We start from the raw sequence: 25,053 nt of genomic DNA, 5'->3' as shown, positions 1-25,053 counted from the left end.
GTTTAGAACGTAAAAATAGATGTGATCTTTTCTCAATCCTCTGTATAATCATTCTTTGTTACATCCCTTATCCTTTCATCACCTTTTATATCTCTTATAAATTGACTAACGCTCTTTGGAACGCATTCCATCCACTTTAGATCATTTTCCATAATTAGCTTCCTTATTCTGGTAGCGTTGTATATATCCCTGTTAAACATAGGCACTCTTTCTACCATATACCCAGCCTCCTTAGCAACTGTGTAAACTAGAGGATTTCCGCTTATTATTACATCAAAGTGAGGAGAATACATCTCCACTATTCTTATCCAGTTTTTACTTGTAAAGGACTCCATCACAGGAAATATTACAACTTTCCTTAAATCGATCCCCGTTTCGGCTAGACTTTCCTTAACCATAACTAATCTCTCTCCGGCTGTAAATGGGTTGTAAGGTGAATGGCTTTCTTGACCGCTTCCTATCATAATTATTAATTCCTCATATCTATCCAACAACCATTTGACTACTTGAAGGTGACCTAAGTGAAATGGTTGAAATCTTCCTGGGAATAATGCTCTCATCTATTTTCACTCAATTTATATGCTAGTTCTACATATTTGTTAGGGTTCATAATATCGTAAGGGTCAAACAGATCTTTAATCCTCTTCATTAACTCTAGTACCTCCTTACCGTTGTGGGAAATTATTTGATCACCAAGCAGTTTCGCCTTTTGTATTCCAATTCCGTGCTCTCCAGATACAGATCCACCTAACTCTATTGCAACTTTAGCTACTTCCTCAAACACTTTCTTCCCTACTTTTGGATCGTCATAAATAACATTAGGGTGGAGATTTCCGTCTCCTATGTGGGCAATAGTTGGCATCTTAACGTTATATGCTCTCTCTATTTCCCTTAATCTCCTTATTGCCTCTACAAGTCTAGATACCGGAACCACTATATCCTCTATGTACATTGTTTTCCCCTCAGCCTTTAATGCTATGGCAGCTTGTGCTCTAAGTGAGTATATTCTTTCAGCCTCTTCCCCTTCAGCAACTACATATTTTTTGTTACCAAGTATTTTCTTTAATTCCTCCAAATAGTCTTCTTCAACGGATATAATTAAAGCTCCCCCATCCCTTACTTCTTCGAGACCTGCATTAAGATGTTTATTTAGAGCATTAATTACCTGATAATCTACGAATTCAGCTAACTCAGGCATTATCTTATTTTTCCTTAGACTTACAATTACTTCAGCGGTATCCTCGAGGCTGTCGGTATATGCTAAAATTGTATACTTTTTCCTTCTGGGTAATGGTATTATTTTGAACCATATCTCTGTTATTATTCCTAGTGTTCCCTCACTCCCCACAAATAGGTGCACTAGATCGTATCCTCCCCTATTCTTAGTGAACGGTTCTCCGATTTTCACCACTTTACCATTCGGAAGAACTACCTTTAGTGCTAGAACCCAGTCCTTAAATGTGCCGTATTTTACTCCTCTCATCCCCCCAGATGAGTTTGCTGTTGCGCCGCCTACACTACATAGGAAGAAACTAGCTGGGTCTGGGGGTAGAAAGAACCCTCTCTTCTCTAACTCTTTATCTAGCCTCTCTAGGTTCACTCCTGCTTGTACTCTCGCATACCAGTCTATTTCATTTATCTCTATGATGTTATCCATGTATTTCATATCGAGCAAGATACATCCGTCGCATATTAAATGACCTGAAAGACTTGTACCTGCACCCCATGTAACTATTGGAGTTTTAGTCTCCCTAGCGTAATTAACTATTTTCACAACATCTTCTTCAGTTCTTGGGTATACTATCATCTTTGGTCTTATTTTGAATCCTACGAAATCTTCTCTTTCAACTCGTTCCTCATACTCAATACCTTGGATCACACTTATTTATCTCCCCTCTGAATTATATTCTTTATCAGAAAAAATATTCATTACTACTTCTTTAATTCTTTTACTATATTTACAAAACAACATCTCCAAAGCTTAATAATACAACTTATTATTTGCCATAAACGAATATATCGTAAAAAGGTTTTTATTAGAACAATAGTAAACCTATGGTAATGATTAGCAAACCAATTGTAGGAATAATAGGTGCAATACTTGTAATTGCTGTTATAGCTGGAGTAATGCTCATTCACTCCCAATCACCTTCCAATGATCAATCTAGTGCCAGCCAAGTTACCTATAAGGTTCTGGGGACAATATACGTGTATAACGTCAGTTATCTCTCAAATTACTTTATGAACCCTAATGTCACTAAGTACATAAATACATTCGGATCAGGAGTATTTTATGCTATTTCAGTAAACCAGAGCAAAGGAGTAATGGGTTATATACAAGTTAAGGGACCACTTGCCAGTATGATATTTCAATATATAAACAAGACTCTTGTTAGACACGGTTTCCAGCAAGGTTCATACGGTTCCCTTATTTACGACTATAAGACAAAAACTGCTGTTGGCTTCGATGGAAGATATATATACGTGGTACATACTAACTCTACTAACTCAACTATTAACGTGAACTTATTAATATCACTGTATAACTCAAATAAGCAGTTACCTACAACTACTGAAAAAGGCTTGATTATAAGCGGAAACTTACCAAAGCTGAATTTTACGGGTAAATTAGTTAACAACCAGGTAATATTGAACTTTAACTATACAGGTAATAACTTCGATAAATTGACTAAATTACTGAAACGATTCTTGTTTGAAACGGACAATTTGACCATAACAGGTAACTTCGTTTATAAGAACTCGACTTTTGTAATATATTCCTTAAACGTAAACAACACTACATATGCCCTGCTCGGAGCAGAGGATCATAATGACATGATCACCGGAGTCATTATAGTATCAAATTCTAGTGTTAGCGTGAATGAAATCTACTCCTACTTGTAATAAAGAGAAAAATTTTTTATTTAAAATTTCTTTAAACCATTCCCAGAATAGATAATATAATCAAATTTATCACAAAATAACTACTCAAGGAAATTACGCAAGATACTAGGACTGAGGATAGTCTCAGACTGAATTTGAATTTTTTGGTCAGGAAGTATGCTATAAATGAACCTATAATAACAGGCAGTACAAATCTGGTTAAGGGGCTTATTAGTAACATTATTGGTCCATATAATAATGCATAAAGGTCGAGAGAGAGAAAGAAGAAAAGCGTTGTAACACCACTCAAAGCACCCAACGCTAATGCGTACTTGCTCTTATCATTATTACTGAAGTTCATTGCATCCTATCTTATTACTTCTACTTTATAAAGATTATGGCGAGTTTAGGCTATCATGGTAATATTTTTATAAAATAGCCGAACACAATCAATAACTTAGATTAACTGGATCTACTTGTTTAAACTCCCAAATTAAGATAAACAGGCTTATAATACAGGAATACATATGTTATAAACCAGTTAGTTATATTTATTTTTTACAAACATTTGCATTATTCTTATAAATGATATTTTTTCAAATGTTATGAAATGATTTATTAATAACCTAACAGAAGTTTTAATAATGTCAAAACTTAAGCCCATGACATTAGGAAATATCAAGAGGGCTTTCTTAGGCAGGGGAGTGAAAAAGTTACCTCTCATAGCAGGTCATAAGTTACTCTACACCTGTAACCTTAGATGCAAAATGTGTCCGTTCTGGAGGAGAAAAGATGAAAAACTATTATCACTAGAGGAAGAAATCCTTATGTTAAAGACCTTAGAGAAGTCAGGAGTTCTATTTATGGGATTCGAAGGAGGTGAACCATTACTGAGGAGAGATTTGGACCAGATATTGGAGGAATCTTACAGTAGATTTTATACTTCCTTAGTAACCAACGGTTGGTTGTTAAGGGACAGGGTAAAGTACATTTCAGAATATTTAGATTATCTGTTTGTATCTATTGACGGTATAGGAGAAGTACATGATAGAATAAGAGGTATACCAGGCTCTTTCGACAGAGCTGTTGAGGGCATTAAAGAAGCTGTAAGATATCTTCCAGTCTCGTTAAGCTTTACCATAACTAGAGAGAACTACGATCAAGTTTTAGATGTACTGGAGTTGTCAAGAAAATTAGGTGTAACAGTAAGCGTACAGGTAGAATACGACTATTCAACTGCTGAGAAACTTAGCCCTGAAAGGAAAAAATTGCTGGAAGTATTGAATTTACTTATCGAACTGAAGAGGAAAGGCTATCCGATTGTTGAGTCTCCTGAGTACTTCCAATCCATAATAAATTCCTGGTATAAGGGAGTGAATTGGAGATGCAAGCCCTGGATGTTAATAAACATAGATCCTCAGGGAAGAATAGTTTTACCCTGTTATGTGCTTAATGAGTATAACGGAGACAAGTTAGTGTGGGAGACTAATATAGTTAAACTATGGAACAGTTACCCGTGGGAACAATATGAAAAGTGTAACAAATGTGCATTAGCCTGTTATTTGGAGCCTTCTCTTTTTAGTTGGACCAACTTTAATATGGTGAACGAGAGAATAGTGAATAACATTTTAGGGTATGTCTCAAATTTTGTAAAGTGGAATTAAGGGTAAAATAAGTCAAATTCAGTGTTGATCTCATAAGTTTCTTCATCGAATAAACTATCTCTCAATGGTAGGTTTATCTATAATGTAGTGAGTTCATTTAACTCTAATTTTTAAATCAGTTAGGAACGTTTACGCAATTTATTTTATTTTAGGTAACTTTTTAACTAGAAGATATTCTGATACTTTATAATGATTAAGCCTAACGTAAAATGGATGTATCTTGTAATTCCTTTTAACGCTTCTACTGGTCCTTTGTCCACACTGATCACTCTTCAAATACTCAATCTGGGAGGAAACGCAATTGAAGTAGCGTATACAGTGTCATTAGGCAACCTGGTCTTAATCATTGCTTCCATGTTCTGGGGATATGTAGCAGATAGGTTCGATAGGAGGAAGCAGATATTAATAAGCACGGGAGGAACTTCCCTGCCCCTATTTTTAATGATGATGTCACGCTCAATACCTCTGATTTCATTGAACTATGCATTTGCAGTATTCATGAGTACAGCATCTACCACTCCGTTTAATCTACTTGTAATGGAGACTACAGATAAAAAACACTGGGGTTCACTATTTTCTAGGTATTCCCTGTTTTCGTCAATAGGAGTTCTAGTTGGTCTCCTCATATCTACTTTCTTAATCACGTATCTAGAGATTAGCTTGATTGAAGGGATATTAGCCATAATATCCCTATCTACATTTATCCTTTGTTTTAGGTTCATTCCTAAGCCTCAAGTATCCTTTGAGAGGACTTCCTTAATACATAATAAGGAGTCTTTTTTCAGTAGAATCAGGCAGATCCCTTTAATCTTTCTTCATTTACCTAGTATTCACTCATTTAAGATTTTTTCGTTAAAGCGTCTTAAGACTCCGCACGTTAATTATGTTCCCTTACTTTACATAGGACTAATAATATTTTACATTAGTAGTGGAATATTTAACACTGTATATCCTGCAGGACTATACAAGAGAGGTCTAACTGAGAATGAGGTACTGCTGGTGACCTTAGTAGGTATGTTAATACAGATAGTCGGTTTTCAATTTTCATCAAGGTTATTAGAGAATAGAAAGGAAGAAAAGCTAGCACACCTATCCCTTTTACTTAGGGGAGGAAATTACATAATAATAGGACTAATAATGCAGTTCTTTGTAGGAATACCAGTACTACTAGCAGGATTAACGTCGTATCCTTTAGCTGCTGGAATAGCTTATGCTATATTTTACTCCTCGTCAACTACCTTGATATTTAAAATTTTAGGGGGAAGACATCAGGGTGCAGGATTAGGTATTTACAGCACCGTTGTGGGAGTAGCACTATTTGCAGGCTCGCTTATCTCTGGTTACATAACACATTACTTTAGTTATGGCATTGATTTTATGATAGCAGGCGTACTATTGATAATATGCTCTAGAATATTTGCTTACCTATCTTCCCAATAAACGTTACAATAGTTTTTGCGTATACTTTCCTTAATCAAATTTCTCCATCACGGTTAACCTGGTTATTGCAATTTAACATTATAAATCCTAAGCGCCTCTATTTACCTTAATTCTTTACTTAATACCCCAATCCCTCTATTTTTCATACTGCAACACATTAGTATAATATATGATCAACTTTTCATCTGTAAAAATATTTTAGGGTCAAAACTTATAAGCAAAATCCATATAATCTTTCAGCCGTGATAATATCAATAACACCAGAAATAGCCACTGATGAAGTTCCAATTTATGCAGGAGGATTAGGAATACTAGAGGGCGACAAATATCTAGAGGCATCAAAATATAATGAAAAGTACGTAGTGTTAACATTATTTTATCCAAATGGTCACTCAAGATATTACGTTAATAACGAAATAAGGGAAGAGGTAGTGGATTATTCTTACCTAGAGGAAAATATGGTAAATGAAGGAGATATCGAGATACAGGCTCGACCAGGAAATGTAAAATTAAAAGTACTGTCTATAGCGAGAGGAAATGCAAAAGTTGTGTATTTTAAGACAATTAGTCCAGATTGGGCAGTAAGGGCTACTAGTAGACTATACGTCGAGGACAGTAAGTTTGATTATGAGTATAAGTACATCATTCTGGCTAAAGCCTCAGAGGAATATGTAAAGAAGTTAGATAACGTTAAGGCTGTATACGCGCATGAATCACTTGCTGGCTTAGCATTGATAGGGCTTTATGGTAAATATGAAACTCATTTGGTTACTCATACTCCAGGTCCATGGGGTCATCCCTATTTCTCCTCCAGGACATTAAGGGAGGAGTTTGGAATTCATGTGGATGTGGAGGATGTAATGCTTACAAAACTACTTTTGAACTACTCTAATTATTTTCACACAGTGTCGGTAAAACATAATGACCTGACCAAAATTATGTTTCCTGAGTCTAGTCCTTCACCTCTTACCAATGGTGTAAGCTTTGATAGATGGATGCATGAAGAAGTAAAAAAGATCTACAATACCGGTAAGGGCTCATTTGGAGAGGCTAGAGTTAAAGCCAGGAACGATTTATTGAGTCTACTGAGAAAGTACAAAGAGATAGATCAAGATAAGTTGATAGTAGTCTGGGCTAGAAGAATGACTAGATATAAGAGACCTTATTTCGTGAGCAGGTTAATCAGAGAGATGGGCAAGGACTTGAACGTAGTATTTGTGATAGCAGGAAAGGCTCATCCTAGGGATGCTGAAGGAATAGTGTATATGAACGAGTTTAATTGGTTAAGTAAGGAGCTGAAGAACGTTATATACATTCACGACTACTCCTTAACCAATGCAAAGTATATATTGTCAGGGGGAGACTTGCTGTTATTCACCCCATTCTCTGGGTGGGAAGCCTGTGGGACTAGTTACATGAAGGCTGGTATAAATGGTGTACCTACACTTTCATCAAAAGATGGGGGAACATTGGAGATAATAAAGGATGGTTATAACGGATATTTCTTTGGAGAGGATATTAGGGAATTTGTGGATATATATAACTCGCCTAAAGCTAAAGAGATAGATAGCAGAGATTACGTTGATTTTGTCAATAAATTCCTTTACATAATAAATAAGGCTGAATCTGATAGAGATTGGTTCAAAAATTTAAGTGAAAATACGTTCTCGTCATTTATTAAATTCTGTGACATAAAGAGGGTTATGGACAAAGTGATAACCTAGTCTGTCATTTAGTTAGGGTTTTGAGAGAGTTTGATTAGTTTATTTATCAATAATAGAGTAGACATATCTACAATAAATTGCTTGTAAGTGACATTACAAAAAATATTTTTATTTAGCATTTTACTAAATATCAAGTATGATACCTTTACTTAAAAGATTGGGGCTGAATACGTATACAGTAAATAACAAATCTCACATTCAAGTTAATACTGACATATGTTTAACTTGCAAAGATAAACCATGTGTTGCGTCGTGTCCAGCAGGGACATACGAACCTTCTGAAGATGGCAGGATAATTGTTCATTACGAGAGATGCTTGGAATGTGGAGGAGCGATAGTCATTTGTCCATTCGGGGCTATAACATTTAACTTCCCTGAGGGAGGAATTTCGTATAGGTATGGATAAAGATCTTGTGAAAGAAGTTCTGTAGATGACGGAGTTTTTTAATTACCGGCATTACTTTTTCTCACATACCACGAAATCTATTACGCTACCCATAACACCGTCTTAACATATATTTATTTCACTTAAAACCTACAAATTCTATATGTCGAGAGTATTGTAATCTCTCACTTAGGAAATCCAAGAACATAAAAAACATGATTTGTAATCTTCCTAACCTAAGAAAAAGGAAATGTTACTTACTAGCCCTCATTAAGTCCATTAATGCTTTGGTTAACGAAATATCCTTCTCCTTAAGCCTTTGAAGGGCTACCTCCATTAATGGTTTCCTCTCCTCTGTTACTGTAAACATGTCCGTTAATACATTGCATAGAACCTCTGGATATGACACTAAAGTCCTAGGGTCATTTATTACTGAAAACCTGTTGTATGCTAACTCTAGGTGCCTTAATACGAAGCTCTCCTTAAGCATCTGGTAATAGACGTCAGTCTTTGTGTAGTCATTAATCTCTTTTAGTTTCTTTGCAGCTAGTCCAGCTATCATACCTGAGCCTATAGCTAGATCCATACCTCTTATGGTAAATCCATCATTTATTAGAAAACCAGCTGAATCCCCTACAGCTATTAGGTTGTTATCATAGAGTGGAGGAAGATTTCTGTATCCGAAATATGGAATCGCATGTGCAGAATACTCAAGAATTTCTCCCTCTATACCCAACTTCTCCCTAAATGCTTCAACTAAATCTTTTGCAGGTACTTCAGATTTAGGTAGGGAATCAAAAGTTACAGCCATACCCACTGACAAAGTATCTTTGTTAGTGTAAACAAAACCTCCCCCTTTGACGCCCTTCACGGCAGCAACTATTGTTCTAACTTCACCTTCATCTTCAGGTAGATTTACGTCAGTCTTTATTATCTCTTTTGCTCCTAACATCCACTTATCAGGGGTAAACTTTCTTAAACCTAGATACCTGAACACGACAGACGTAACACCTGATGCGTCAATCACCAACGGTGCTCTCAGGTTTCCTCTGTTGGTCTCTAGATTAATCCCTCCAGTTTCTCTTTGAGCATTTGTGACTAACGTTGAATATGAAATCAATACGCCCAGATTTTCTGCCTCACTTGCAAGCCATCTATCAAATTTTGCTCTTAATATAGAGTAACTATTCTTCTTTCCTTTTTCCTCAAAAGAAAAAGACAGTTTCCTGTCATTACTGCAATAAAATTCAAATGTTTCCTTAGTTATAGGTCTCTCTAGGGGGGCTCTCTCTAACGCATCTGGTATAAGTTTCTGTAGGGCATGTATGTACATTCTTCCTCCTGATACATTTTTTGCACCACTATAGTCTCCCCTCTCTAATACAATGACACTCAACCCTTCTTTGGCTGCTGTTATTGCAGCAGATAGTCCGCCTAAGCCTCCACCAACTACAATTACATCAGCATCAAAACTCATTTCTTACCCACTTTTTTCACCATTTCTTGACAGAATTTTATTACGTCCCCCACAACTATGTAATCAGCGTTTTCGACTATAGGTGCATTCTTGTCTGTATTTACTGCTACAATTATCTTAGAATCCTTTATACCAGCTAAGTGCTGTGGCTGACCCGATATTCCTAGAGCGAAGTATACTTTTGGCTTTACTTTTAGACCAGACAAACCAATTTGTCTATCCTCTGGTAACCAACCCAGATCAGCAGTAATAGGTCTGCTTCCACCTAAAGCTCCTCCTATGGCTCTAGCCAACTCGTCAGCGAACTTTATATTCTCCTTAGAGCCTATCCCTCTCCCAACTGAGACTATTATCTGAGCAGACGATAGATCTACTCCTTCTCCACCTTTTTGCTTAACCTCAATTTTCTTAACCTTACCCTCCTCTAAATTAACGTTCTTTTTCTGTGTTTGTCTCTCTTTTGCTTCAACGTTCTTCTTGGATATGGAGACCACAATTGGGGTATTGAACTCAAGCTCAGCAATCCCCATTCCGCTATAGACTACTCTCTTAGCTTTGTTGCCAGATATCTCAATTACATCAGGTAAAATTGGGTATTTTAATAAACCAGCAGCGTAGGCTCCTACTACTTTATCCCTTTTTGTGCTTCCCGTTATAAGTAAATCTGGCTTAAGTGATGCGAGATATTTTGCTATGGCTTCCTCATCCATCTTATCTACAACATGCAATTCATCTGCATACTTTGTATCTGATGTGGAGACTGCTACTATCTTTTCATTTGGAAAATAGCTTGATGCTACCTTTATATATTCAGGATCTTCTGAATAGACAACTATGTTCATGAAATCACCCCTTCTTGCCTCAAGTATGAAAGTAGTTTATCGACAGCTTCTTCCATCTTAGAGCCATCTATTATTATCTTTTTCCTCTGGATTACATAAGGAGATACTGACGCTAACTTTACCAATGGCTTTACATTTGCATTTACGCTCTTCACAGGCTTTTTAGAGGACTCAAGTATTTGCTTGACTGTAGGTATTCTAGGCGTGTTTATCTCTCCTACTACTGAAATTACAAGTGGTAACTCTGCCTCAACTATTTCAGTAGACGAGATTAAGTTTCTTTCAGCTCTTATTTTCTTTCCTTCTATCGTTATGGACTTAACATAACTTATTAAAGGCAGTCCAAGTAAACCAGCTAGATATGCAGGAAATATACCACCGCTACTATCTGTTGTAGCCTCTGAACCTATCACAAGATCAGGATTGAGTTGTTTTAATTGATCTGCTATCATATTTGCTGTACTGTAAATATCTTGTTCTTTCATATCTATAGCTATAACCTCGTCTAGACCCATTGCTAAGGCTTCTCTAATAGCCTTTCTATCTGTATTACCTGCTGTTATACCTATTGCCTTTCCACCATGTTTTTCTTTTATTCTTATAGCCTCTTCAATTGCGCTCTTGTCGTATGTGCTTATTTTTGCTGGTACATTTAGATCTAGAGTGCTTCCTGTTATTTTTATTAAAGTATCATCTGGGACTATCTTAAAAAGGGCTACTACGTTCACACGTTATATTTATCCTAGGAACTAATATATTTTGTTGATACGATAAGAAATTAGTTAAGTAATATTGTTACAGATATATCTAATACCATGAATAATGCTCTAAATTATAAATATAAAAAAATTTTAACTAAAAGAAGTCTTATCTATATTTCTAATGAAAACTCATGCATATATATTTAAAAAAAGTCAGTTTCACCTAGAGATAAGAGTTAAAAATAAATCTTTATTTAATACATAAAAGCAGGAAAATTACAAAATAATAAACATTGAAACAAAACTCATGTTAGCTTACATTTCCTGAACTTGAATCACAACTCTTAAGCTAAAACACATAAGTTGATAGCCCTCCGTAAAAGCTATATTAGTAACTAATAGGGTTTCTATAATCTATAAAAACAGGAAATTATAAGGGAGAAATAGTTCTCATGAGACGGGATAAAATAAATATGGATAAAGCTATATTAGTAACTAATATGGCTATCTGCAAAATTTTTGATCCTTACCCGAAATCCACCAGGGAAGACTTCTTTGACTCTGAAGAAATTCTAAATGAAGTCGAGAAACTCGTTCAAGGAAAATTTTGGCCTCTACTTATAGGTCCAAAGAGGACTGGAAAGACATCAATACTTAAGATAGTGGCAAACGAACTAAACGGAATATATGTTGATGCTACAAATATTAGATCCATAAAACAGTTCGGTGAAGAACTGATAGAATCTAGCGTATCCTTGAGGCTCTCGTTGGATTTGAAAGTACTGAGGATAGAGATACAGAAAACTCCCCTAAAGGGAGTGAGGTCACTTCTAAAAAAACTTGATCATAAAATTATTTTAGTAGATGAAGTTCAAAACGTAGTCTCGCCGTGGTTTTTGACACTCCTATCGAATGTCTACAACGAATCCGAAATTAGATTTGTGTTCACAGGTTCAATGATAGGGCTCTCAAAGGCACTGTCAGGCGAGGGAAAAGGAAAAGTTAGTAGTGTACTCAAAGGTAAACCTATACTATCAATTGAAATCTATCCTTTCTCAGAAGAATTAGGTAGAAGGTTTCTTAAAATTGGCTCGGAGAGATGTGGTATAAAACTGAGCGAAGATGAAATTGAAGAAAGCGTAACGACATATAGGGGAATACAGGGGTGGTTAACGTACTATGGTAGCTTTAGAAACCTTGGTTATAGTCATAACAAGGCTAAAGATATGGTGAAAAAGGTAGCTGAAGGGGTAATAAAGGAGGAGCTAGGACGACTAAGCGACACCCAGAGGGCAATACTTAGATCCCTATGTCTAGTAGAAGAGGTTTCATGGAAGGAACTCAAGAACCTAACAGAGGGTTTGACGAAGAGGGAGTTTAAGGATTGGGTATTTAATCATGCTCTAAAGCAGTTGGTAAATGCTAGATTAGTTAAGAAGGATGTTAATGGTTACAGGATTATCGACCCTATGTACAAGTTGATCTTAAATGAAAAATAGGAAAAAGTCAAAGTTGAAATAACACGGAACATAGTATGAATTTATTGAATTTGATTTTAACGTTGACATATAAACATTCTGAGTTCCTCCCCGCCCTGAAGGGGAGACTTTCCTCATTTAGCAAAATAATCACTGACGCAGTGTTTCAATCCTCAAAGAAAAGGTAAACAAAGTAAAAACGTGAGTTTATGAACACTTAATAGAAACAGCCCTTAACTAACTTTTTCCAATCTTCAATTACCTTATTACAAATACATGGATAATTTAGAGGACGTAGTTTTAGGTGAGATCAATAGTTTAGGAGTGGGTAATAACTACTTGATAAGAGTGAAAATCAGACATTTTTTACCAAAACGCTAAGTCTAGTGCTATAGCTCCAACTGCTTTCACCACATCTCTTACTGAAATTACTCCTATTGTCCTGCCCTCGTTATTAATAACCACCAAGTGTCTGATTCCCCTAGATGTCATCAGTGCAACTGCCTCACTTACATCTGAGCCCCCATTAATTGAAACCGGATCTCTGCTCATTATTTCGCTTATTGGAGTGTCTATAGGAATATCTTGAGCTATAGCATAAACTATATCCCTTTCAGTGACGATCCCTACTGGTCGAAAATCATTGTCTACAATAACTAAGGAACCAACCCCTTCCCTCCTCATTACCTTTGTGGCATCCTTTATACTAGTCTTGAGGTCAACGGTGACTGGTTTTCTCGAAACTAATTGGGACACGAGCACAACTAATATAACTATTGTAAGTATTTATTAATTGCCCAACTGATGGATCGTGCTTAAGTTAAGGAGATACCAATAAATTTAGACTAGATCAAAGTATTTAAAACTGGGAAGACGTATTGACCCGCCTAGAAATATACATCAACGTTTATGAATTTCGAAACTCTATAGCCAAGTTTAAAGTTCAAAGGATATTACAAGGATGGATGGAGTTGGAGGGAGGTTATCTTGCTAAGGAGTTTGGGAGATACGCCGTTGTAGTAGAGAGCACTTTTCCTAAGGATAGGCTTAAAGAGTTGGAAGAACTTGACATAGGGAGTTTTCATGAGGTACTATGGAAGCCTGGAAATTTTCGGAACATATTACCACTTCAAATAGCTGAGAGTTACGTAGAGACCTCCTATGAATTATGCCTTCAACCATTTCCAGGGATGGATCTAATAAATAACGTAGCAAGAGATAATTTTGAGTTAAGAATTAAGGACTGCTGTGTATCCATTAGAGTAAATGAAACCAACATAAAAAGTGGGTTAAAGTTAATCCTTAATGCGTTTAGGCTTTACTATAAAATTATTGAGGCACAGGAAGAAACTGCACTTAGCATTGCTCAAAAATCCCTCCAGTTATAAGATATCTTATACCTCAGGGACTCTGTCATTCTTAAACTGCTGATATCAGATTCAAGGTTTAAGCCTCTTCGTAGTAACTACAGATATATAGAGTTTCTCCGCAAGTACTCTTTCATAACATTATTAACATCTATAATAATTCTATTTCTCAAAAAATATTTAAAGCCAATTTATGTACTGAGGTTAATGAATGTAAGTACAAACTATCTGATAATTTTCTCGTTGATGATATTAGAGGGTATAGGATTTCCCATACCCAGTGAGGTGATAATGCCATATACAGGATACTACTCTAGAACAGGAAACATGGATCTATTTCTTGGTATAATAGTGGGAACTCTGGGAAGTCTAGTAGGATCAATAATAGACTACTATATTGCATTTAAATTAGGGTTACCTTTTCTTAAAAGATATGGTAAGCTCTTCCGGCTGACCAGTAAAAGACTAGATAGATTAAATGGTTGGTTTAAAAAATATGGTAATTATGCGGTCTTTGGTTTTAGGTTTGTACCTGAAATTAGAGCCTTAATATCTTTCCCAGCTGGTCTAGCAGCCATGAACATTTTTAACTTTTTGATTCTAACCTTCTTAGGACATTTAATATGGGATTCAACTTTAGCAATTCTAGGGTATATATATTATTATCAAATCGGATTTCTGATAACAAAACTAGAGCAAGCAGCATATTATTTAGTAGGCGCTGGTGTCATAATCATTATAGCTATACTCATAATTGCCCTATTTAGATCAAGAAAATAATTTTTCTTAACTGATTTCTAAACTGATTTCTAAACACTTTTATTTCTCTTATAGAGCCTATAGAAGAATATGATTAAGGCTATTTGTCCGAAATCCACCGTAAGCTCGTTTATGTTGCTGTAGTGTATGTAAAAAAATAATGGTAATGGAATGATTTCAGGTCTCCATATCTCATATATGACATAAAAATTGACGTAGTTAAGGATTGAAAAGGAAAGTGCAGAGGAATCTATAATTAAGTTCGAGGCTAAACTCTTGGAGCCCCACAAGATAATGGAGGAGAAAATGAAAATAATTAGAAGTATGAAGGCTGAAAAGCTTAAGCTCACAGGTAATGCTAGATCATAACTGGGTGTTGCCACTTGTTCATTTATTGGTGTAAAGCCACCAAATACCAATCCTATTATTATTAGAATGGATGAAAATATGAGAACGTATGAGTAGTAACTAACTATTTGATTATTCACAGATGCGAATATACTTTTAGTTTTAATAAAATTTTTCCGATTTCCTTAATAAACGATATAAACTCCTGATAAGCTAAGATAACTCCTCTATGATCATTACCGAAAATAGCAAAAGTCTCATTGGCAATACAGTGTTTTGGAGTAATTAAACCATAATTCCCACAGAACCTAGAATAAATAGGAGATAAACCCTCATCTAACTTTATATCTTTTATTTTTGTATCCACGTGAATTTCACAGGAACAGCAGTACCAAAGCTCGTTTGAAGCCTCACCTGATACCAAATAAATTACTTTTAGTAATTTCAAATCGCCAGGCAAATTTGGTAAAGGAATAACAATATCTTTGTATCTAAGCTTGTCCCCATCATATCTTAAGTTCTCAAATTTTAAACAATATACTTCCTTCAGTTTTATGGGCTTGTTACTCTCTACACTAATTACTTCTGATTCTAATTTAACTCCTATTCTTTTTCCATCAGTACAAATCTCTAATACCATTATTTATTTGTACACTAAGGGGATTATGAAGATTGCAATAAGCAAATCTAACAATACTATAAAAGTAATCACTATGTAGAGCTTATTCCTTTCTGCTATGAATCCAGCTAGCCCTAAAATAACTCTAATGACCGGAGTTGCTATTAATATTATTAGACCAAATAGAATATAGTCTACGCCATCGAAACGATTTAAACCTTGCAAAACCTGTATAGGACTCACTCTTGATGTGTTAAATGTTGAATGCCTTGATGCTAGACGTTGAAGAGCTGTGGGATCTTGGGCTAATAATATGAATCCAAGAATTATCAACGCAATGCTTATTATTACACCAACTCTAAGTGTGTAGCTCATCACGTTATCAAAGTCCATGGAAGACACCTCGTATTATCATCTCCACTCCCAGGATAATCAGAAGAGCAATAAAGATAAACCTAATTCTACTGTTCCTGATTCTAACTAACACCTTAGTTCCTGCTAAAGCGCCTATCAAGACGCCTATTGCAGTTACCCCCGCAAGGACTGGCTCTATGTAACCGAAAACCCAGTATAGAGAACTACTTGTGGCTGCAGTTACACCAATCATAAAGTTACTTGTCGTTGTACTAACTTTTAGTGGAAGATTCATTGCCCAATCCATTCCTATAACTTTTAGTGCCCCAGACCCTATACCGAGAAGACCAGATATTAAGCCAGCTACAAACATTATGATCTCTCCTAGCCACCACCTTATTGCGTGGTATTCAACCTCTGTCTTTAACGCTTGATCATAGTAGCTACCATATAATTTAAACAACTTAGTTGTCCAGTCAGGTTTAACGTTTTTAGGAAGCTCGTCTTTAGCTTTAGTTAACTGAACGTAAACCGAACTCAATATTACTATTCCGAAGATAATGAACAAGATATCCTCCAAATGCATTTTGTAAATTATATTAGCTATTAATGATCCCACAATGGCACCAAGAGTTGTTGCAATTTCGAGGGACATACCTATTCTCACATTTGTTATCTTATCTTTTATGTAAGCACTTGCTGAACCACTTGAAGTTGCTATTGTTGAAATCAAACTTGCTCCTGTAGCGTATGGCAACGGGATTCCTAGAAACAGCGTGTAAATTGGTACTAATACAGTTGCACCACCAAGCCCAGTGAGAGAACCAACAAAACCTGCAACCGTACTTGACAACAGTAAAGTCAGGAGATATAATATCAGATTCATCATGAGACCAACATTAACTTTATCCTTTAAAAACTAAACTATGGGTTTACCATTAATATTTTGTTCAACCGAATTATCAAATTCACCAAGTTTGATTTTAGTCATCAATCTATGCGATTTTCTTCTAGATAACATTTTGTTGTTATTACCACAGTAAGGGCTATAAATACATTTAGGGCAACCATCTTCGCAATCACACTTTCCTGTAATATCTATAGATATATCATAAGCCTCCTCTAACCTATCATATAACAACTTACTTACTCCACTTCCTCCGACAACAGAATCATATATCACCACGTGTCCAGTGGGATAACTTATCCCAGCCAGATCCGTCATTGATGCCCCTGCAACAACCCTCGCTGAAGAAATCAAAACGTGTTCTGTAGCGTGATAAGCTTCAATTGAATCGAACTCATTGAACTCTTCCAATATCGGGTGCTTGATCAAGACTCCTTTTGTGGTATATGTAAATATTATAGGTTCTTTATAGAAAAACTCCTGCTTAGGTTTATTTTTATTCCCTGATATTTCATATGTAGCAAAACCGTCTACGCTAATCATTATTTCAGAGATTCCATACTTCACAGGTAAACCAAATACTTTTCTTTCCTCAATTTCCTCAAAGGACAGAAGGTGTGTAGAGTAAACGGGTTTAGTGTAATAGCTCAAGTCATCTTTAGCTCTTCTTAGAGTAGCCCTTAGGGAATCCAGTTTTACATCTTCAACAATGTAATTCCTTTTTGATATAAAGTAAATTGCCTGAGGATAAATATCATAAAGCGCGACAGGTAATTCCCTCTCTCCCAATCTGTTTCCATCCCTATCATATAGACCTACTATAGGTCCTGTGGACCTTAAGTAAGTCGATCTCACGTAGGAATATAGAGGAGGTAAAGCGGAAACAACGTTGTTTTCAATTTTCACCTTTCCGTCTTTTACTAACTCCTCATAAGCTTTTACCCATGCTTTGGGAATTACTCTTCCCAACCTCAAACTCCCCTTTTCAGCTAAATAGGCTGCAGCATGAATCTTTACTACCTCCTTATTACTCACATCAAATGTTAAGGGTAAGACTTTCCTATTGAAAAATTCGGTAGGCTTCCTAAGGTAATATGTATCAATAGGATCTTCACCCAATAAGGTGAAGATATAACCGATCTTACTTCTCCTCCCTGCTCTGCCAGCCCTCTGCAGATACTTTGTGTAGTTTGGAGGATTTTCAGCCATTATTACCACATCTAAATCGCCTATGTCTATTCCAAGTTCAAGGGTAGGAGTAGCTATGACTCCTTTAATTTTCCCTGATTTAATAGATTCTTCAACTTTTAGCCTATCTTCTTTATTTATCCCAGCTCGGTGAACATGAATGTTCTCTTCACCAAATCTAGCAGTTATCTTTGCAATTAATTCAGCCATTTGTTGTGAGTCCACAAACGTAAGAACCTTATAACCCTCCTTCACAAGAAATGCGGTAAGGTATGCAGAGAGAGTCCATCTACTAGCTGACCCAATGTTTAGTAGAGCGTGAATTGCAACGCCTTTTCTTCTAGGGGAGCCATAAATAATCTCCCCTTTTACTCCAAATAACTCTTCGAACAAATATGGAGAAGCATCTATTGTCGCACTTGAGCCTATGACATGGTAGTCAGTTAACTCCCTTAACCTATCACTAATCATCCTTATATGTGAGCCTAGAACGCCATCATATGAGTGAACCTCATCAAATACAAAATGATCTGCTGTTCTAATCAGCCTTCTAAACCTATAGCTGAGAGGTAGACCTATATGAATCATATCAGGATTCGTGATAAGAATATGTGGAGGATTCTCGTATAATCGCTTCCTCTCCTTCTCAGGTGTATCACCATCAAAAACTCCCATCTCTACTCCTAAAGGTGAGGCTAACCTCCTCACCCTCTCCAACTGATCACGAGCTAATGCCTTAGTGGGATAAACTAAAACACTCCTCTCTCCTTTCAATGCAAGATCCAACAAAGGGATTAAGAACGCTTCAGTTTTCCCTGTCCCCGTTCCTGAAACTATCATTACGTTATTTCCATGAGATATTTTATTATAAGCCTCCTCCTGAAATTTGTAGAGTCTGTGTATCCCCACTTGCTTCAACATTTGTTTCAAATTTCCACCTAATGGTAAGTCCTCTACCTTAGCCCCCAGATCAGGTTCAAGAGCAGTCTCCGTAAATATGTGGGCAATCTTGACGTTAAAATACGATAACCTCTCTGAAACTCTATCAATTAATTCAGTGGACAATTTTATTACTCCTCCTTTCCTATTTTCCTAACCATGTGTAGTGTAACCGGAGTATTAATTCTAAATCCTCACAATTATAAGGAAATCGAGAAGAAATTAGCTAAAATCTTAATCAGGGCTGAGGACAGAGGCAGAGACAGTTTTGGAATTGTCGTAATTCAAAAGGACGGGTCTACTAAGTCCTCAAAGCATGTGGGAAAGCCATCTCTTCAAGAGGAAAAATTATACGGGATACTTGATGAGAACAGTAAAGTGGTTATAGCCAACAATAGGGCTGAACCGACAACTGAATACGTGAGACGTAAAACTGAAAATGACATACAACCCTTTGAGGGAGAAAGATTTGTTGTCACACATAACGGTATAATAGCCAATGACATGGAATTAGAGAAGAAGTATAAAGTATCTAAGTTATCAAGAATAGACAGTTCAGTACTCCCACCTGTACTAGACAGGTCATGGAATGGTAACTTGGACTCATTATCGGAAATTCTAAATAGTATTAGAGGAAGTTTCGCGCTAGTTATAGGAGATAAAAAGAATCCAGACAGGATATTTATAGCCCAAAACTTCAAGCCTGTCTACATGATGTATGATAGAGATCTAGGGGCTGTGTTCTTTACATCTTTAGATGATTACTTTGACGCAACCGAGCTTGACAACGTAACAAAGTTAGATCCCTATTCTGTTGTCATGGTTGATGACAAACTTGAGATCAGGAAAGTTCCACTACTGAAAGAGAAGAATAAGAAGAGAATTTTAGTAGTTGCAAGTGGTGGTCTAGATTCAACTGTAGCTGCAACTTACCTAGTCAGGCAAGGTCACGAGGTCACACTTCTTCACTTCAATTATCATCACAAGGCAGAGGAAAAAGAGAGGGAAGCCGTGAGAAAAATCTCCGAGTACCTGAACGTTCCTTTTGTAGAAATAGATACAGACTTATTCAAAATTGTGGGTCATTCAACCCTAATAAAAGGTAGTAGTGGAGAGATAGTGAAAGATAGGAAGGGAGAAGAGGGTGCTGAGTTTGCCCATGAGTGGGTTCCAGCTAGAAACTTGATATTCTTCTCAGTGGCTTTGGCAATGGCTGAAGCTTACGGTTTTGACGCAATCGCATCAGGTATAAACTTAGAGGAAGCTGGGGCATATCCTGATAACGAGATGGAATTCGTAAGGATGTTCTCTAGGCTGGTACCATACGCTGTTGGTCCCAATAAGAAAGTAGAAGTGTTAATGCCTGTTGGGAATTTAGTGAAACACGAAATAGTTAAACTAGGTGTCCAGATTGATGCCCCCTTACATTTAACTTGGAGTTGTTACGAGGGAGGTAATAAGCACTGTGGCAAATGCGGTCCATGCTATATGAGAAAAGTTGCATTTGAGGTAAACGGATTGAAAGATCCAGTTGAATATGAAGCTTAGGAAAAGTTTAAAATAGTTTTAGATTAAATAATGAAATTGAATGGTAGAGGGACCCTTACATCCGGATGCAAGAGTAGCAGACCTATTAGGATTACTTTCAGTTCTATACAACACTTTTGATGGAAAAGCTGACGTTTACGTTCTAGAGAAGGAACTGGAGGTCGACATTGATGAACTAATGCCTATTCTTTACGCGGCAAACTCCATGGGTTTTATTAACCTAGTTGAAGGGGATACTATAATAACAGATAAGGGAATAGAGTTTATCAAAGGAAATATTAAAAGAAGAAAAGAGTTATTAAGGGAATCCTTAGATAGAATAGAACCTTTCAAAACAGCCAAGGATTTAAAGAGATTTAAGACTGAGGATTTGCTGAAGTCACTTGAAGAGAAGGGAATTACATTATACAGTAGTCCATCAGGGCTAAGAGATCTGGAGATAATATTGACTGAATGGGGTATATACTCCAATTTCCTTAAGAAGGACGGAGAGGAATACGCTGTCCCCTAAGCTAATTATGATTTGTCGTATTACTGTATTACTAATTATGATGGGGCGTAATTCAAGAATAGTTTAAAAATGCAAAGTCTAACCATGAATATAATGGAGGAGCCAATTGTTCATAATACACATGAAGCTGATATCTTCAGAACTAAAGTTTTCGGAATACAAGATGGACTCATAGGAGTAGGCGCCCTAATATCTGGCGCATCAGGTTACTCTCACGATCCTTTAATAGTATTAGTAACAGGTTTACTCGCGACTATAGCCCAGGCTTTCTCCATGGGCGTAGGGGAATACATATCCACTAGAGTCAGATCACAAATAATAGAGAATGAAATAAAGAAGGAGAAGTTCGAAATAGAAAACTATCCTGAGAAAGAAAAAGAAGAACTTAAATCATTTTATATGCAGAAGGGGTTAACAGAGAGTGAAGCTGAAAAAATTGCTAACAAGATAATGACCAATAAGTACGTTGTACTACAGGAGATGTTAATCCACGAGTTAAAGATGACACCAGAGGAATTTGAGAGTCCAGTAAAGTTAGGATTTCTAATGTCTTTTTACTTAATAGTCGGTGGTATTATACCACTAATACCATTTATATTGGGAATGTTCTTTTCAATACCATTTCTATATCTAGTTGTGTCCTCAATGGCTGTTATACTTGTTACATTGGCTATTTTCGGTGTCTTATCTACTAAGTATACCGGTCTCAGTAAGAGTAGAGGTGCCTTTGAGCAGATTGGCACAGGGTTAATTGCACTGATAGGTAGTTATTTCGCCGGTATGATAATATCTTACTTTATCCCCCTTCCCCAGCACTTAGTAATTTAGCTAAACCCCTAGGTATTTTAGCAGGTCTATTGTCTCTTTGGAATAGTTCTCTTCTTTTAGCCTCGAGTAGCTGAGGTGGTTCCCTCAGATACTCTGAAGCCGAAATTACTTTACAACCTACGCTGTTTGCAACCTCTTTCACAGGTTTCAACACACTTTCGTAGTTCGGATCCCTGAGTACATGATGATCAATTATAGCATACTGTAAACCATTTCTCACCACTTCTTCCATGTTCTTTATCTCTGTATCAAGTTCATCCTGTGACAGTGCTCTTCCTAGTAGGTAACTTAATGGTCCATCTATTATGAGGAAATTTGGTCTCACTGACTTAATGAAGTCTATATGTGAATTCTTTGGTGCTCCTTCTATGTCAGACGTGAATAGTATAGTTGAGTCCTTGTCATTTATAGCTACTTGTATCACATATCCTAGTCTCTCATCGGCACCATGAGGAACGGCTTTTGAAAATTGAATAGTTGTTGAGCCATACTTTACAACTTTACCGTCTGCACTTTCCATTGTTTTAGGCTTTCCCGTTATCGTCTTAATGAAGCGTGGAGCTCTCCTGAACTTTTGGCTTGGGTTTATAAAGTTTTGTGGGTCCTTAATGTACACAGTCTTGTTTTGGTATATGTCTAGTGGGATGACATATCCTGGATCATGGTGATCGTAATGATAGTGGGTTATTATTATGATGTCCGCAATTTTTGCCTCCTCATATATTTTCTTTGCCAGTTCCGTGAGCCTGTCGACCTCGATCTGGTGAGGGGGTAAGCCAAACCTCCTTGGAGCTAAGGATACCGCAGGGTCTATCAGTATTCTCACATCCTTTGTCTCTACCAGTGTTGCCTGCGACCTTACTCCAAGGCTCTCAAATGCTAAAGGTGTAAATTCCATTTATTATTTTATCTCCTTAGAACCTTAAAGACATTATGTCTAATAACCCTTCTCTTATGGCTTTCTCTCCTTCCCTGACACTCATATATGCAAGTCTTAGACCGTAGTTTGTTCTTCTCTCTGCTATTTTACCCATGCCGTAAAGTGCTAGTCCGGTTACTGTTGTTGCATGGAATGGATCGTCTAGTACTAGTGCCACGAACTTGCCTAGTCTTTTCAGGCTCTCCCCCCTCTTCTCGTAGTCACCCAGTAGCTCTCTCACAATACATATATTGGGCATTTTCTCTTTTACGCTAAAGGGCAGTGTATTAAGGTAACTCCTAATCCCAGTATTATAGTCTAATACCACGAAAGAGTTTTAATATATAGATTGGAAAAGGATTATCAATGCTTAATGAAATCGTAGTATTCTTTAGCATATTAGTTTCATCATGGAACATTTATAACAGTGCTCTATCATTCTATGGGCTTACTTGGAGGGTAAACCAAAAAATAGAGTACAGCGATAAAACTTTCTCTATTCTAGTGCCAGCAAAAAATGAGGAGAAGGTTTTAGGCAGACTCCTTGATCGGCTGATAAACCAAGAATATGATAAATCTAAATACGAGATTATAGTTGTGGAGGACGGATCAACAGACAGGACTTTTCAAATTTGTAAAAACTACGAGGAGAATTACGATAATGTGAGATGTGTCAAGCTGGACAAATCTAATGTTCCTAATGGAAAGAGCAGGGCGTTGAACTATGCCATGAAACTTGCAAAATTTGATATAATAGGAGTATTTGACGCAGACACGTTTCCTAGGTTAGATGTTTTAAGCTATGTGTCAGGATCCTTTGATTCAGATAACGTTGTAGCTGTTCAAGGAAAGTTAATTCCAATAAATGTTAGGGAAAGTATAATAGCGAGATTTGCCAGCCTTGAAGAGCTTTTTAATGAGTACTCTATTGGTGGAAGAGCCAGATTTGGATTGTTTGTCCCCTTAGAAGGTACTTGCACATTCGTTAAAAAATCCATTATAGAGGAGATGGGGGGATGGAATGAATATAGCTTAACCGAAGATTTGGATTTGAGTGTAAAACTGACTAGTGCTGGTTACAAAATAATGTATAACCCTAATGTGGTTGCATGGAGAGAAGTAGCCAGTAGTTTGAGATGGTTAATAAAGCAGAGGTTGAGGTGGTACAGGGGACACTTTGAAATTTCATTATCCATGCCCAAGAAGATTGACCCCAGGATATTTGACGGAATACTCCTTATAGGAACTCCTATATTTATGTTGATGAACCTTGTAAATTACTCCTTAGTCCTAATATATCAGACCCCGCTTTTCGTTGTGACCATGGTAATTGTTTCCACGGCGACTCTTTTGTCTTTCATAACGGCAGTTGGAATATCGAGGAAACACTTAATTGAATATCAATACTCTATACTATCCCTCATTTACATGAATTTCGTAATGTTATTAAATGTCACAGCAGTATTCTTGGAAATAGTGAGAGTTCCAAGAGTTTGGATAAAGACGGAGAGAAGTGGGAAGATATCAGTACCTGAGGTGTAGTTTATGCTGATCGAGGCTCTTATAAATTCCAAAATAAAGGACTATATGTCCCACCAAAGAGAAGAGGGAGTATTATACGTTACAGACCTACTGAGATGCCCCATGAAACTTAGATTTGAGACCATGTATAAAGAGATCGCACTATCTGAAGCGTTCACCCCAGCTACTATGCTAGGAGACCTTGTTCATTTAGGACTACAGGAATTCATAAAGAGTGTGTACCCCAACTCTCAAATCGAAGTTGAAGGAGAGAAGACTATTCCGGTAGACGGAAAGGAGATAAAGATTAAGGGTAGAGCAGACGCCATAATACAGATAAACGACGAAAAGGTCATAGTTGAAATAAAGAGTGCTAGGGCAGACAGAAGCCTACCGCATGAACATCACAAATATCAACTGCAAATTTACCTCTGGCTTTTTGGGATAAAGAGAGGACTTTTGGTATACATAACACCAGATAGGGTCACCGAATACTCAGTAAACGAACCCGCAGAGGAGGTAACTATAATAAGATTAGCAGAAGAGACGTTGAAGGCTAAGATAGCTCCACGTTATTCCTGGGAATGTGAATATTGTGCCTTTAAGACTTTGTGTCCCTATAAGAAAATAAAGTGACTAGAATTATTTTTA

Annotated in this window: 27 protein-coding genes; 13 read left to right on the top strand and 14 right to left on the bottom strand. The window is 36.7% G+C overall.

Features of this window, described 5'->3' with window-relative positions:
* Positions 1-32 precede the first annotated feature (32 nt).
* Positions 33-560, bottom strand: coding sequence for a nicotinamide-nucleotide adenylyltransferase (locus SACI_RS01465; protein WP_011277218.1), 528 nt, complete (start codon positions 558-560; stop codon positions 33-35).
* Complete coding sequence (locus tag SACI_RS01460) at positions 557-1,879, bottom strand: FAD-binding oxidoreductase (protein WP_011277217.1); 1,323 nt, start codon at positions 1,877-1,879, stop codon at positions 557-559. The genes SACI_RS01465 and SACI_RS01460 overlap by 4 nt, the downstream gene beginning before the upstream one ends.
* A 182-nt stretch (positions 1,880-2,061) precedes the next feature.
* Here SACI_RS01460 and SACI_RS01455 point away from each other — a divergent pair, with 182 nt between their 5' ends.
* Complete coding sequence (locus tag SACI_RS01455; protein ID WP_230937889.1) at positions 2,062-2,904, top strand: hypothetical protein; 843 nt, start codon at positions 2,062-2,064, stop codon at positions 2,902-2,904.
* Between the two features lie 31 nt (positions 2,905-2,935).
* Here SACI_RS01455 and SACI_RS01450 read toward each other — a convergent pair whose 3' ends face one another.
* Entirely contained in the window at positions 2,936-3,244 is a 309-nt protein-coding gene (locus SACI_RS01450; protein WP_011277215.1) for a hypothetical protein, read from the bottom strand.
* A 283-nt stretch (positions 3,245-3,527) separates the two neighbouring features.
* Between SACI_RS01450 and SACI_RS01445 the strand changes: the two genes are divergently transcribed.
* The 4 genes from SACI_RS01445 to SACI_RS01430 all read left to right on the top strand — a co-directional run bounded on the left by SACI_RS01445 (position 3,528) and on the right by SACI_RS01430 (position 8,117).
* Positions 3,528-4,547, top strand: coding sequence for a PTO1314 family radical SAM protein (locus SACI_RS01445; protein WP_011277214.1), 1,020 nt, complete (start codon positions 3,528-3,530; stop codon positions 4,545-4,547).
* Between the two features lie 189 nt (positions 4,548-4,736).
* On the top strand, positions 4,737-5,987 hold the full coding sequence (locus SACI_RS01440) for an MFS transporter (RefSeq protein WP_011277213.1): 1,251 nt from the start codon (positions 4,737-4,739) through the stop codon (positions 5,985-5,987).
* A gap of 242 nt (positions 5,988-6,229) precedes the next feature.
* Positions 6,230-7,711: a glycogen/starch/alpha-glucan phosphorylase gene (locus SACI_RS01435; RefSeq protein WP_011277212.1), complete on the top strand. Its 1,482-nt coding sequence runs from the start codon at positions 6,230-6,232 to the stop codon at positions 7,709-7,711.
* 136 nt (positions 7,712-7,847) lie between these two features.
* The gene (locus SACI_RS01430) at positions 7,848-8,117 is read left to right on the top strand and encodes a ferredoxin family protein (RefSeq protein WP_011277211.1); all 270 of its coding nucleotides are present in this window, start codon (positions 7,848-7,850) and stop codon (positions 8,115-8,117) included.
* A gap of 232 nt (positions 8,118-8,349) precedes the next feature.
* Here SACI_RS01430 and SACI_RS01425 read toward each other — a convergent pair whose 3' ends face one another.
* From SACI_RS01425 to SACI_RS01415, 3 genes are read right to left on the bottom strand one after another with little or no spacing between them, the layout of a single operon-like run.
* Positions 8,350-9,573 (bottom strand): FAD-dependent oxidoreductase, encoded by a 1,224-nt coding sequence (locus SACI_RS01425; RefSeq protein ID WP_011277210.1) that lies wholly within the window; start codon positions 9,571-9,573, stop codon positions 8,350-8,352.
* Positions 9,570-10,415, bottom strand: a complete 846-nt coding sequence (locus SACI_RS01420) for an electron transfer flavoprotein subunit alpha/FixB family protein (RefSeq protein ID WP_011277209.1) — start codon at positions 10,413-10,415, stop codon at positions 9,570-9,572. Before SACI_RS01420 ends, SACI_RS01425 begins: the two co-directional genes overlap by 4 nt.
* Positions 10,412-11,143, bottom strand: coding sequence for an electron transfer flavoprotein subunit beta/FixA family protein (locus SACI_RS01415; RefSeq protein WP_011277208.1), 732 nt, complete (start codon positions 11,141-11,143; stop codon positions 10,412-10,414). The genes SACI_RS01420 and SACI_RS01415 overlap by 4 nt, the downstream gene beginning before the upstream one ends.
* Before the next feature lie 425 nt (positions 11,144-11,568).
* Between SACI_RS01415 and SACI_RS01410 the strand changes: the two genes are divergently transcribed.
* Complete coding sequence (locus SACI_RS01410) at positions 11,569-12,615, top strand: AAA family ATPase (protein WP_230937890.1); 1,047 nt, start codon at positions 11,569-11,571, stop codon at positions 12,613-12,615.
* A 345-nt stretch (positions 12,616-12,960) separates the two neighbouring features.
* On the opposite strand, the gene SACI_RS01405 is transcribed toward SACI_RS01410, so the two are convergent.
* Positions 12,961-13,350, bottom strand: coding sequence for a CBS domain-containing protein (locus SACI_RS01405; protein ID WP_015385400.1), 390 nt, complete (start codon positions 13,348-13,350; stop codon positions 12,961-12,963).
* 209 nt (positions 13,351-13,559) lie between these two features.
* Here SACI_RS01405 and SACI_RS01400 point away from each other — a divergent pair, with 209 nt between their 5' ends.
* Together SACI_RS01400 and SACI_RS01395 are read left to right on the top strand one after the other, a co-directional pair.
* Positions 13,560-13,982: a hypothetical protein gene (locus SACI_RS01400; protein WP_015385399.1), complete on the top strand. Its 423-nt coding sequence runs from the start codon at positions 13,560-13,562 to the stop codon at positions 13,980-13,982.
* Between the two features lie 186 nt (positions 13,983-14,168).
* The gene (locus tag SACI_RS01395) at positions 14,169-14,741 is read left to right on the top strand and encodes a DedA family protein (protein ID WP_011277204.1); all 573 of its coding nucleotides are present in this window, start codon (positions 14,169-14,171) and stop codon (positions 14,739-14,741) included.
* A gap of 29 nt (positions 14,742-14,770) precedes the next feature.
* Here the strand turns inward: SACI_RS01395 and SACI_RS01390 are convergent, their stop codons facing one another.
* Genes SACI_RS01390 through SACI_RS01370 form a run of 5 tightly spaced genes read right to left on the bottom strand, consistent with a single transcriptional unit; the run spans position 14,771 to position 19,201 of the window.
* Positions 14,771-15,208 carry a hypothetical protein gene (locus tag SACI_RS01390; protein WP_011277203.1) on the bottom strand — a complete coding sequence of 146 codons (438 nt, stop codon included), beginning with the start codon at positions 15,206-15,208 and terminating at the stop codon, positions 14,771-14,773.
* On the bottom strand, positions 15,205-15,708 hold the full coding sequence (locus tag SACI_RS01385; protein ID WP_011277202.1) for a hypothetical protein: 504 nt from the start codon (positions 15,706-15,708) through the stop codon (positions 15,205-15,207). Before SACI_RS01385 ends, SACI_RS01390 begins: the two co-directional genes overlap by 4 nt.
* Positions 15,709-15,711: 3 nt before the next feature.
* A complete protein-coding gene (locus tag SACI_RS01380) occupies positions 15,712-16,080 on the bottom strand; it encodes a DUF1634 domain-containing protein (protein ID WP_011277201.1) in 369 nt (122 codons plus the stop codon).
* Positions 16,070-16,927: a sulfite exporter TauE/SafE family protein gene (locus tag SACI_RS01375; RefSeq protein ID WP_011277200.1), complete on the bottom strand. Its 858-nt coding sequence runs from the start codon at positions 16,925-16,927 to the stop codon at positions 16,070-16,072. The genes SACI_RS01380 and SACI_RS01375 overlap by 11 nt, the downstream gene beginning before the upstream one ends.
* A gap of 33 nt (positions 16,928-16,960) precedes the next feature.
* Complete coding sequence (locus tag SACI_RS01370) at positions 16,961-19,201, bottom strand: DEAD/DEAH box helicase (RefSeq protein ID WP_011277199.1); 2,241 nt, start codon at positions 19,199-19,201, stop codon at positions 16,961-16,963.
* Between the two features lie 33 nt (positions 19,202-19,234).
* Here SACI_RS01370 and queC point away from each other — a divergent pair, with 33 nt between their 5' ends.
* The 3 genes from queC (at position 19,235) to SACI_RS01355 (ending at position 21,962) form a co-directional block, all read left to right on the top strand.
* On the top strand, positions 19,235-20,623 hold the full coding sequence (gene queC, locus SACI_RS01365) for a 7-cyano-7-deazaguanine synthase QueC (protein ID WP_011277198.1): 1,389 nt from the start codon (positions 19,235-19,237) through the stop codon (positions 20,621-20,623).
* A 40-nt stretch (positions 20,624-20,663) separates the two neighbouring features.
* Positions 20,664-21,134, top strand: coding sequence for an AAA-associated domain-containing protein (locus tag SACI_RS01360; RefSeq protein WP_011277197.1), 471 nt, complete (start codon positions 20,664-20,666; stop codon positions 21,132-21,134).
* An 84-nt stretch (positions 21,135-21,218) separates the two neighbouring features.
* The gene (locus SACI_RS01355) at positions 21,219-21,962 is read left to right on the top strand and encodes a VIT1/CCC1 transporter family protein (RefSeq protein WP_015385398.1); all 744 of its coding nucleotides are present in this window, start codon (positions 21,219-21,221) and stop codon (positions 21,960-21,962) included.
* Here SACI_RS01355 and SACI_RS01350 read toward each other — a convergent pair.
* Both SACI_RS01350 and SACI_RS01345 read right to left on the bottom strand, forming a co-directional pair.
* Positions 21,931-22,860, bottom strand: coding sequence for an MBL fold metallo-hydrolase (locus tag SACI_RS01350; protein WP_011277195.1), 930 nt, complete (start codon positions 22,858-22,860; stop codon positions 21,931-21,933). The two genes, SACI_RS01355 and SACI_RS01350, sit on opposite strands and share 32 nt — an antisense overlap.
* A 16-nt stretch (positions 22,861-22,876) precedes the next feature.
* A complete protein-coding gene (locus tag SACI_RS01345) occupies positions 22,877-23,209 on the bottom strand; it encodes a hypothetical protein (protein ID WP_015385397.1) in 333 nt (110 codons plus the stop codon).
* 38 nt (positions 23,210-23,247) lie between these two features.
* Here SACI_RS01345 and SACI_RS01340 point away from each other — a divergent pair, with 38 nt between their 5' ends.
* Positions 23,248-24,423 (top strand): glycosyltransferase, encoded by a 1,176-nt coding sequence (locus SACI_RS01340; protein WP_011277193.1) that lies wholly within the window; start codon positions 23,248-23,250, stop codon positions 24,421-24,423.
* Between the two features lie 3 nt (positions 24,424-24,426).
* Positions 24,427-25,038 carry a CRISPR-associated protein Cas4 gene (gene cas4, locus SACI_RS01335; RefSeq protein WP_011277192.1) on the top strand — a complete coding sequence of 204 codons (612 nt, stop codon included), beginning with the start codon at positions 24,427-24,429 and terminating at the stop codon, positions 25,036-25,038.
* Positions 25,039-25,053: the final 15 nt, after the last annotated feature.

The sequence above is a fragment of the Sulfolobus acidocaldarius DSM 639 genome (assembly GCF_000012285.1).
Classification (GTDB): domain Archaea; phylum Thermoproteota; class Thermoprotei_A; order Sulfolobales; family Sulfolobaceae; genus Sulfolobus; species Sulfolobus acidocaldarius.
Note: the sequence above shows the minus strand (reverse complement) of the source record. Positions and strands in the feature narration are given on the sequence as shown.

Bases quoted from the DNA above. Each gene is read 5' to 3' on its own strand.
- SACI_RS01465 (WP_011277218.1), bottom strand. From the start codon at position 560: ATGAGAGCATTATTCCCAGGAAGATTTCAACCATTTCACTTAGGTCAC.
- SACI_RS01455 (WP_230937889.1), top strand. From the start codon at position 2,062: ATGATTAGCAAACCAATTGTAGGAATAATAGGTGCAATACTTGTAATT.
- SACI_RS01450 (WP_011277215.1), bottom strand. From the start codon at position 3,244: ATGAACTTCAGTAATAATGATAAGAGCAAGTACGCATTAGCGTTGGGT.
- SACI_RS01445 (WP_011277214.1), top strand. From the start codon at position 3,528: ATGTCAAAACTTAAGCCCATGACATTAGGAAATATCAAGAGGGCTTTC.
- SACI_RS01440 (WP_011277213.1), top strand. From the start codon at position 4,737: ATGATTAAGCCTAACGTAAAATGGATGTATCTTGTAATTCCTTTTAAC.
- SACI_RS01430 (WP_011277211.1), top strand. From the start codon at position 7,848: ATGATACCTTTACTTAAAAGATTGGGGCTGAATACGTATACAGTAAAT.
- SACI_RS01425 (WP_011277210.1), bottom strand. From the start codon at position 9,573: ATGAGTTTTGATGCTGATGTAATTGTAGTTGGTGGAGGCTTAGGCGGA.
- SACI_RS01420 (WP_011277209.1), bottom strand. From the start codon at position 10,415: ATGAACATAGTTGTCTATTCAGAAGATCCTGAATATATAAAGGTAGCA.
- SACI_RS01410 (WP_230937890.1), top strand. From the start codon at position 11,569: ATGAGACGGGATAAAATAAATATGGATAAAGCTATATTAGTAACTAAT.
- SACI_RS01400 (WP_015385399.1), top strand. From the start codon at position 13,560: ATGGAGTTGGAGGGAGGTTATCTTGCTAAGGAGTTTGGGAGATACGCC.
- SACI_RS01395 (WP_011277204.1), top strand. From the start codon at position 14,169: ATGAATGTAAGTACAAACTATCTGATAATTTTCTCGTTGATGATATTA.
- SACI_RS01385 (WP_011277202.1), bottom strand. From the start codon at position 15,708: ATGGTATTAGAGATTTGTACTGATGGAAAAAGAATAGGAGTTAAATTA.
- SACI_RS01380 (WP_011277201.1), bottom strand. From the start codon at position 16,080: ATGGACTTTGATAACGTGATGAGCTACACACTTAGAGTTGGTGTAATA.
- SACI_RS01375 (WP_011277200.1), bottom strand. From the start codon at position 16,927: ATGAATCTGATATTATATCTCCTGACTTTACTGTTGTCAAGTACGGTT.
- queC (WP_011277198.1), top strand. From the start codon at position 19,235: ATGTGTAGTGTAACCGGAGTATTAATTCTAAATCCTCACAATTATAAG.
- SACI_RS01360 (WP_011277197.1), top strand. From the start codon at position 20,664: ATGGTAGAGGGACCCTTACATCCGGATGCAAGAGTAGCAGACCTATTA.
- SACI_RS01355 (WP_015385398.1), top strand. From the start codon at position 21,219: ATGAATATAATGGAGGAGCCAATTGTTCATAATACACATGAAGCTGAT.
- SACI_RS01350 (WP_011277195.1), bottom strand. From the start codon at position 22,860: ATGGAATTTACACCTTTAGCATTTGAGAGCCTTGGAGTAAGGTCGCAG.
- SACI_RS01340 (WP_011277193.1), top strand. From the start codon at position 23,248: ATGCTTAATGAAATCGTAGTATTCTTTAGCATATTAGTTTCATCATGG.
- cas4 (WP_011277192.1), top strand. From the start codon at position 24,427: ATGCTGATCGAGGCTCTTATAAATTCCAAAATAAAGGACTATATGTCC.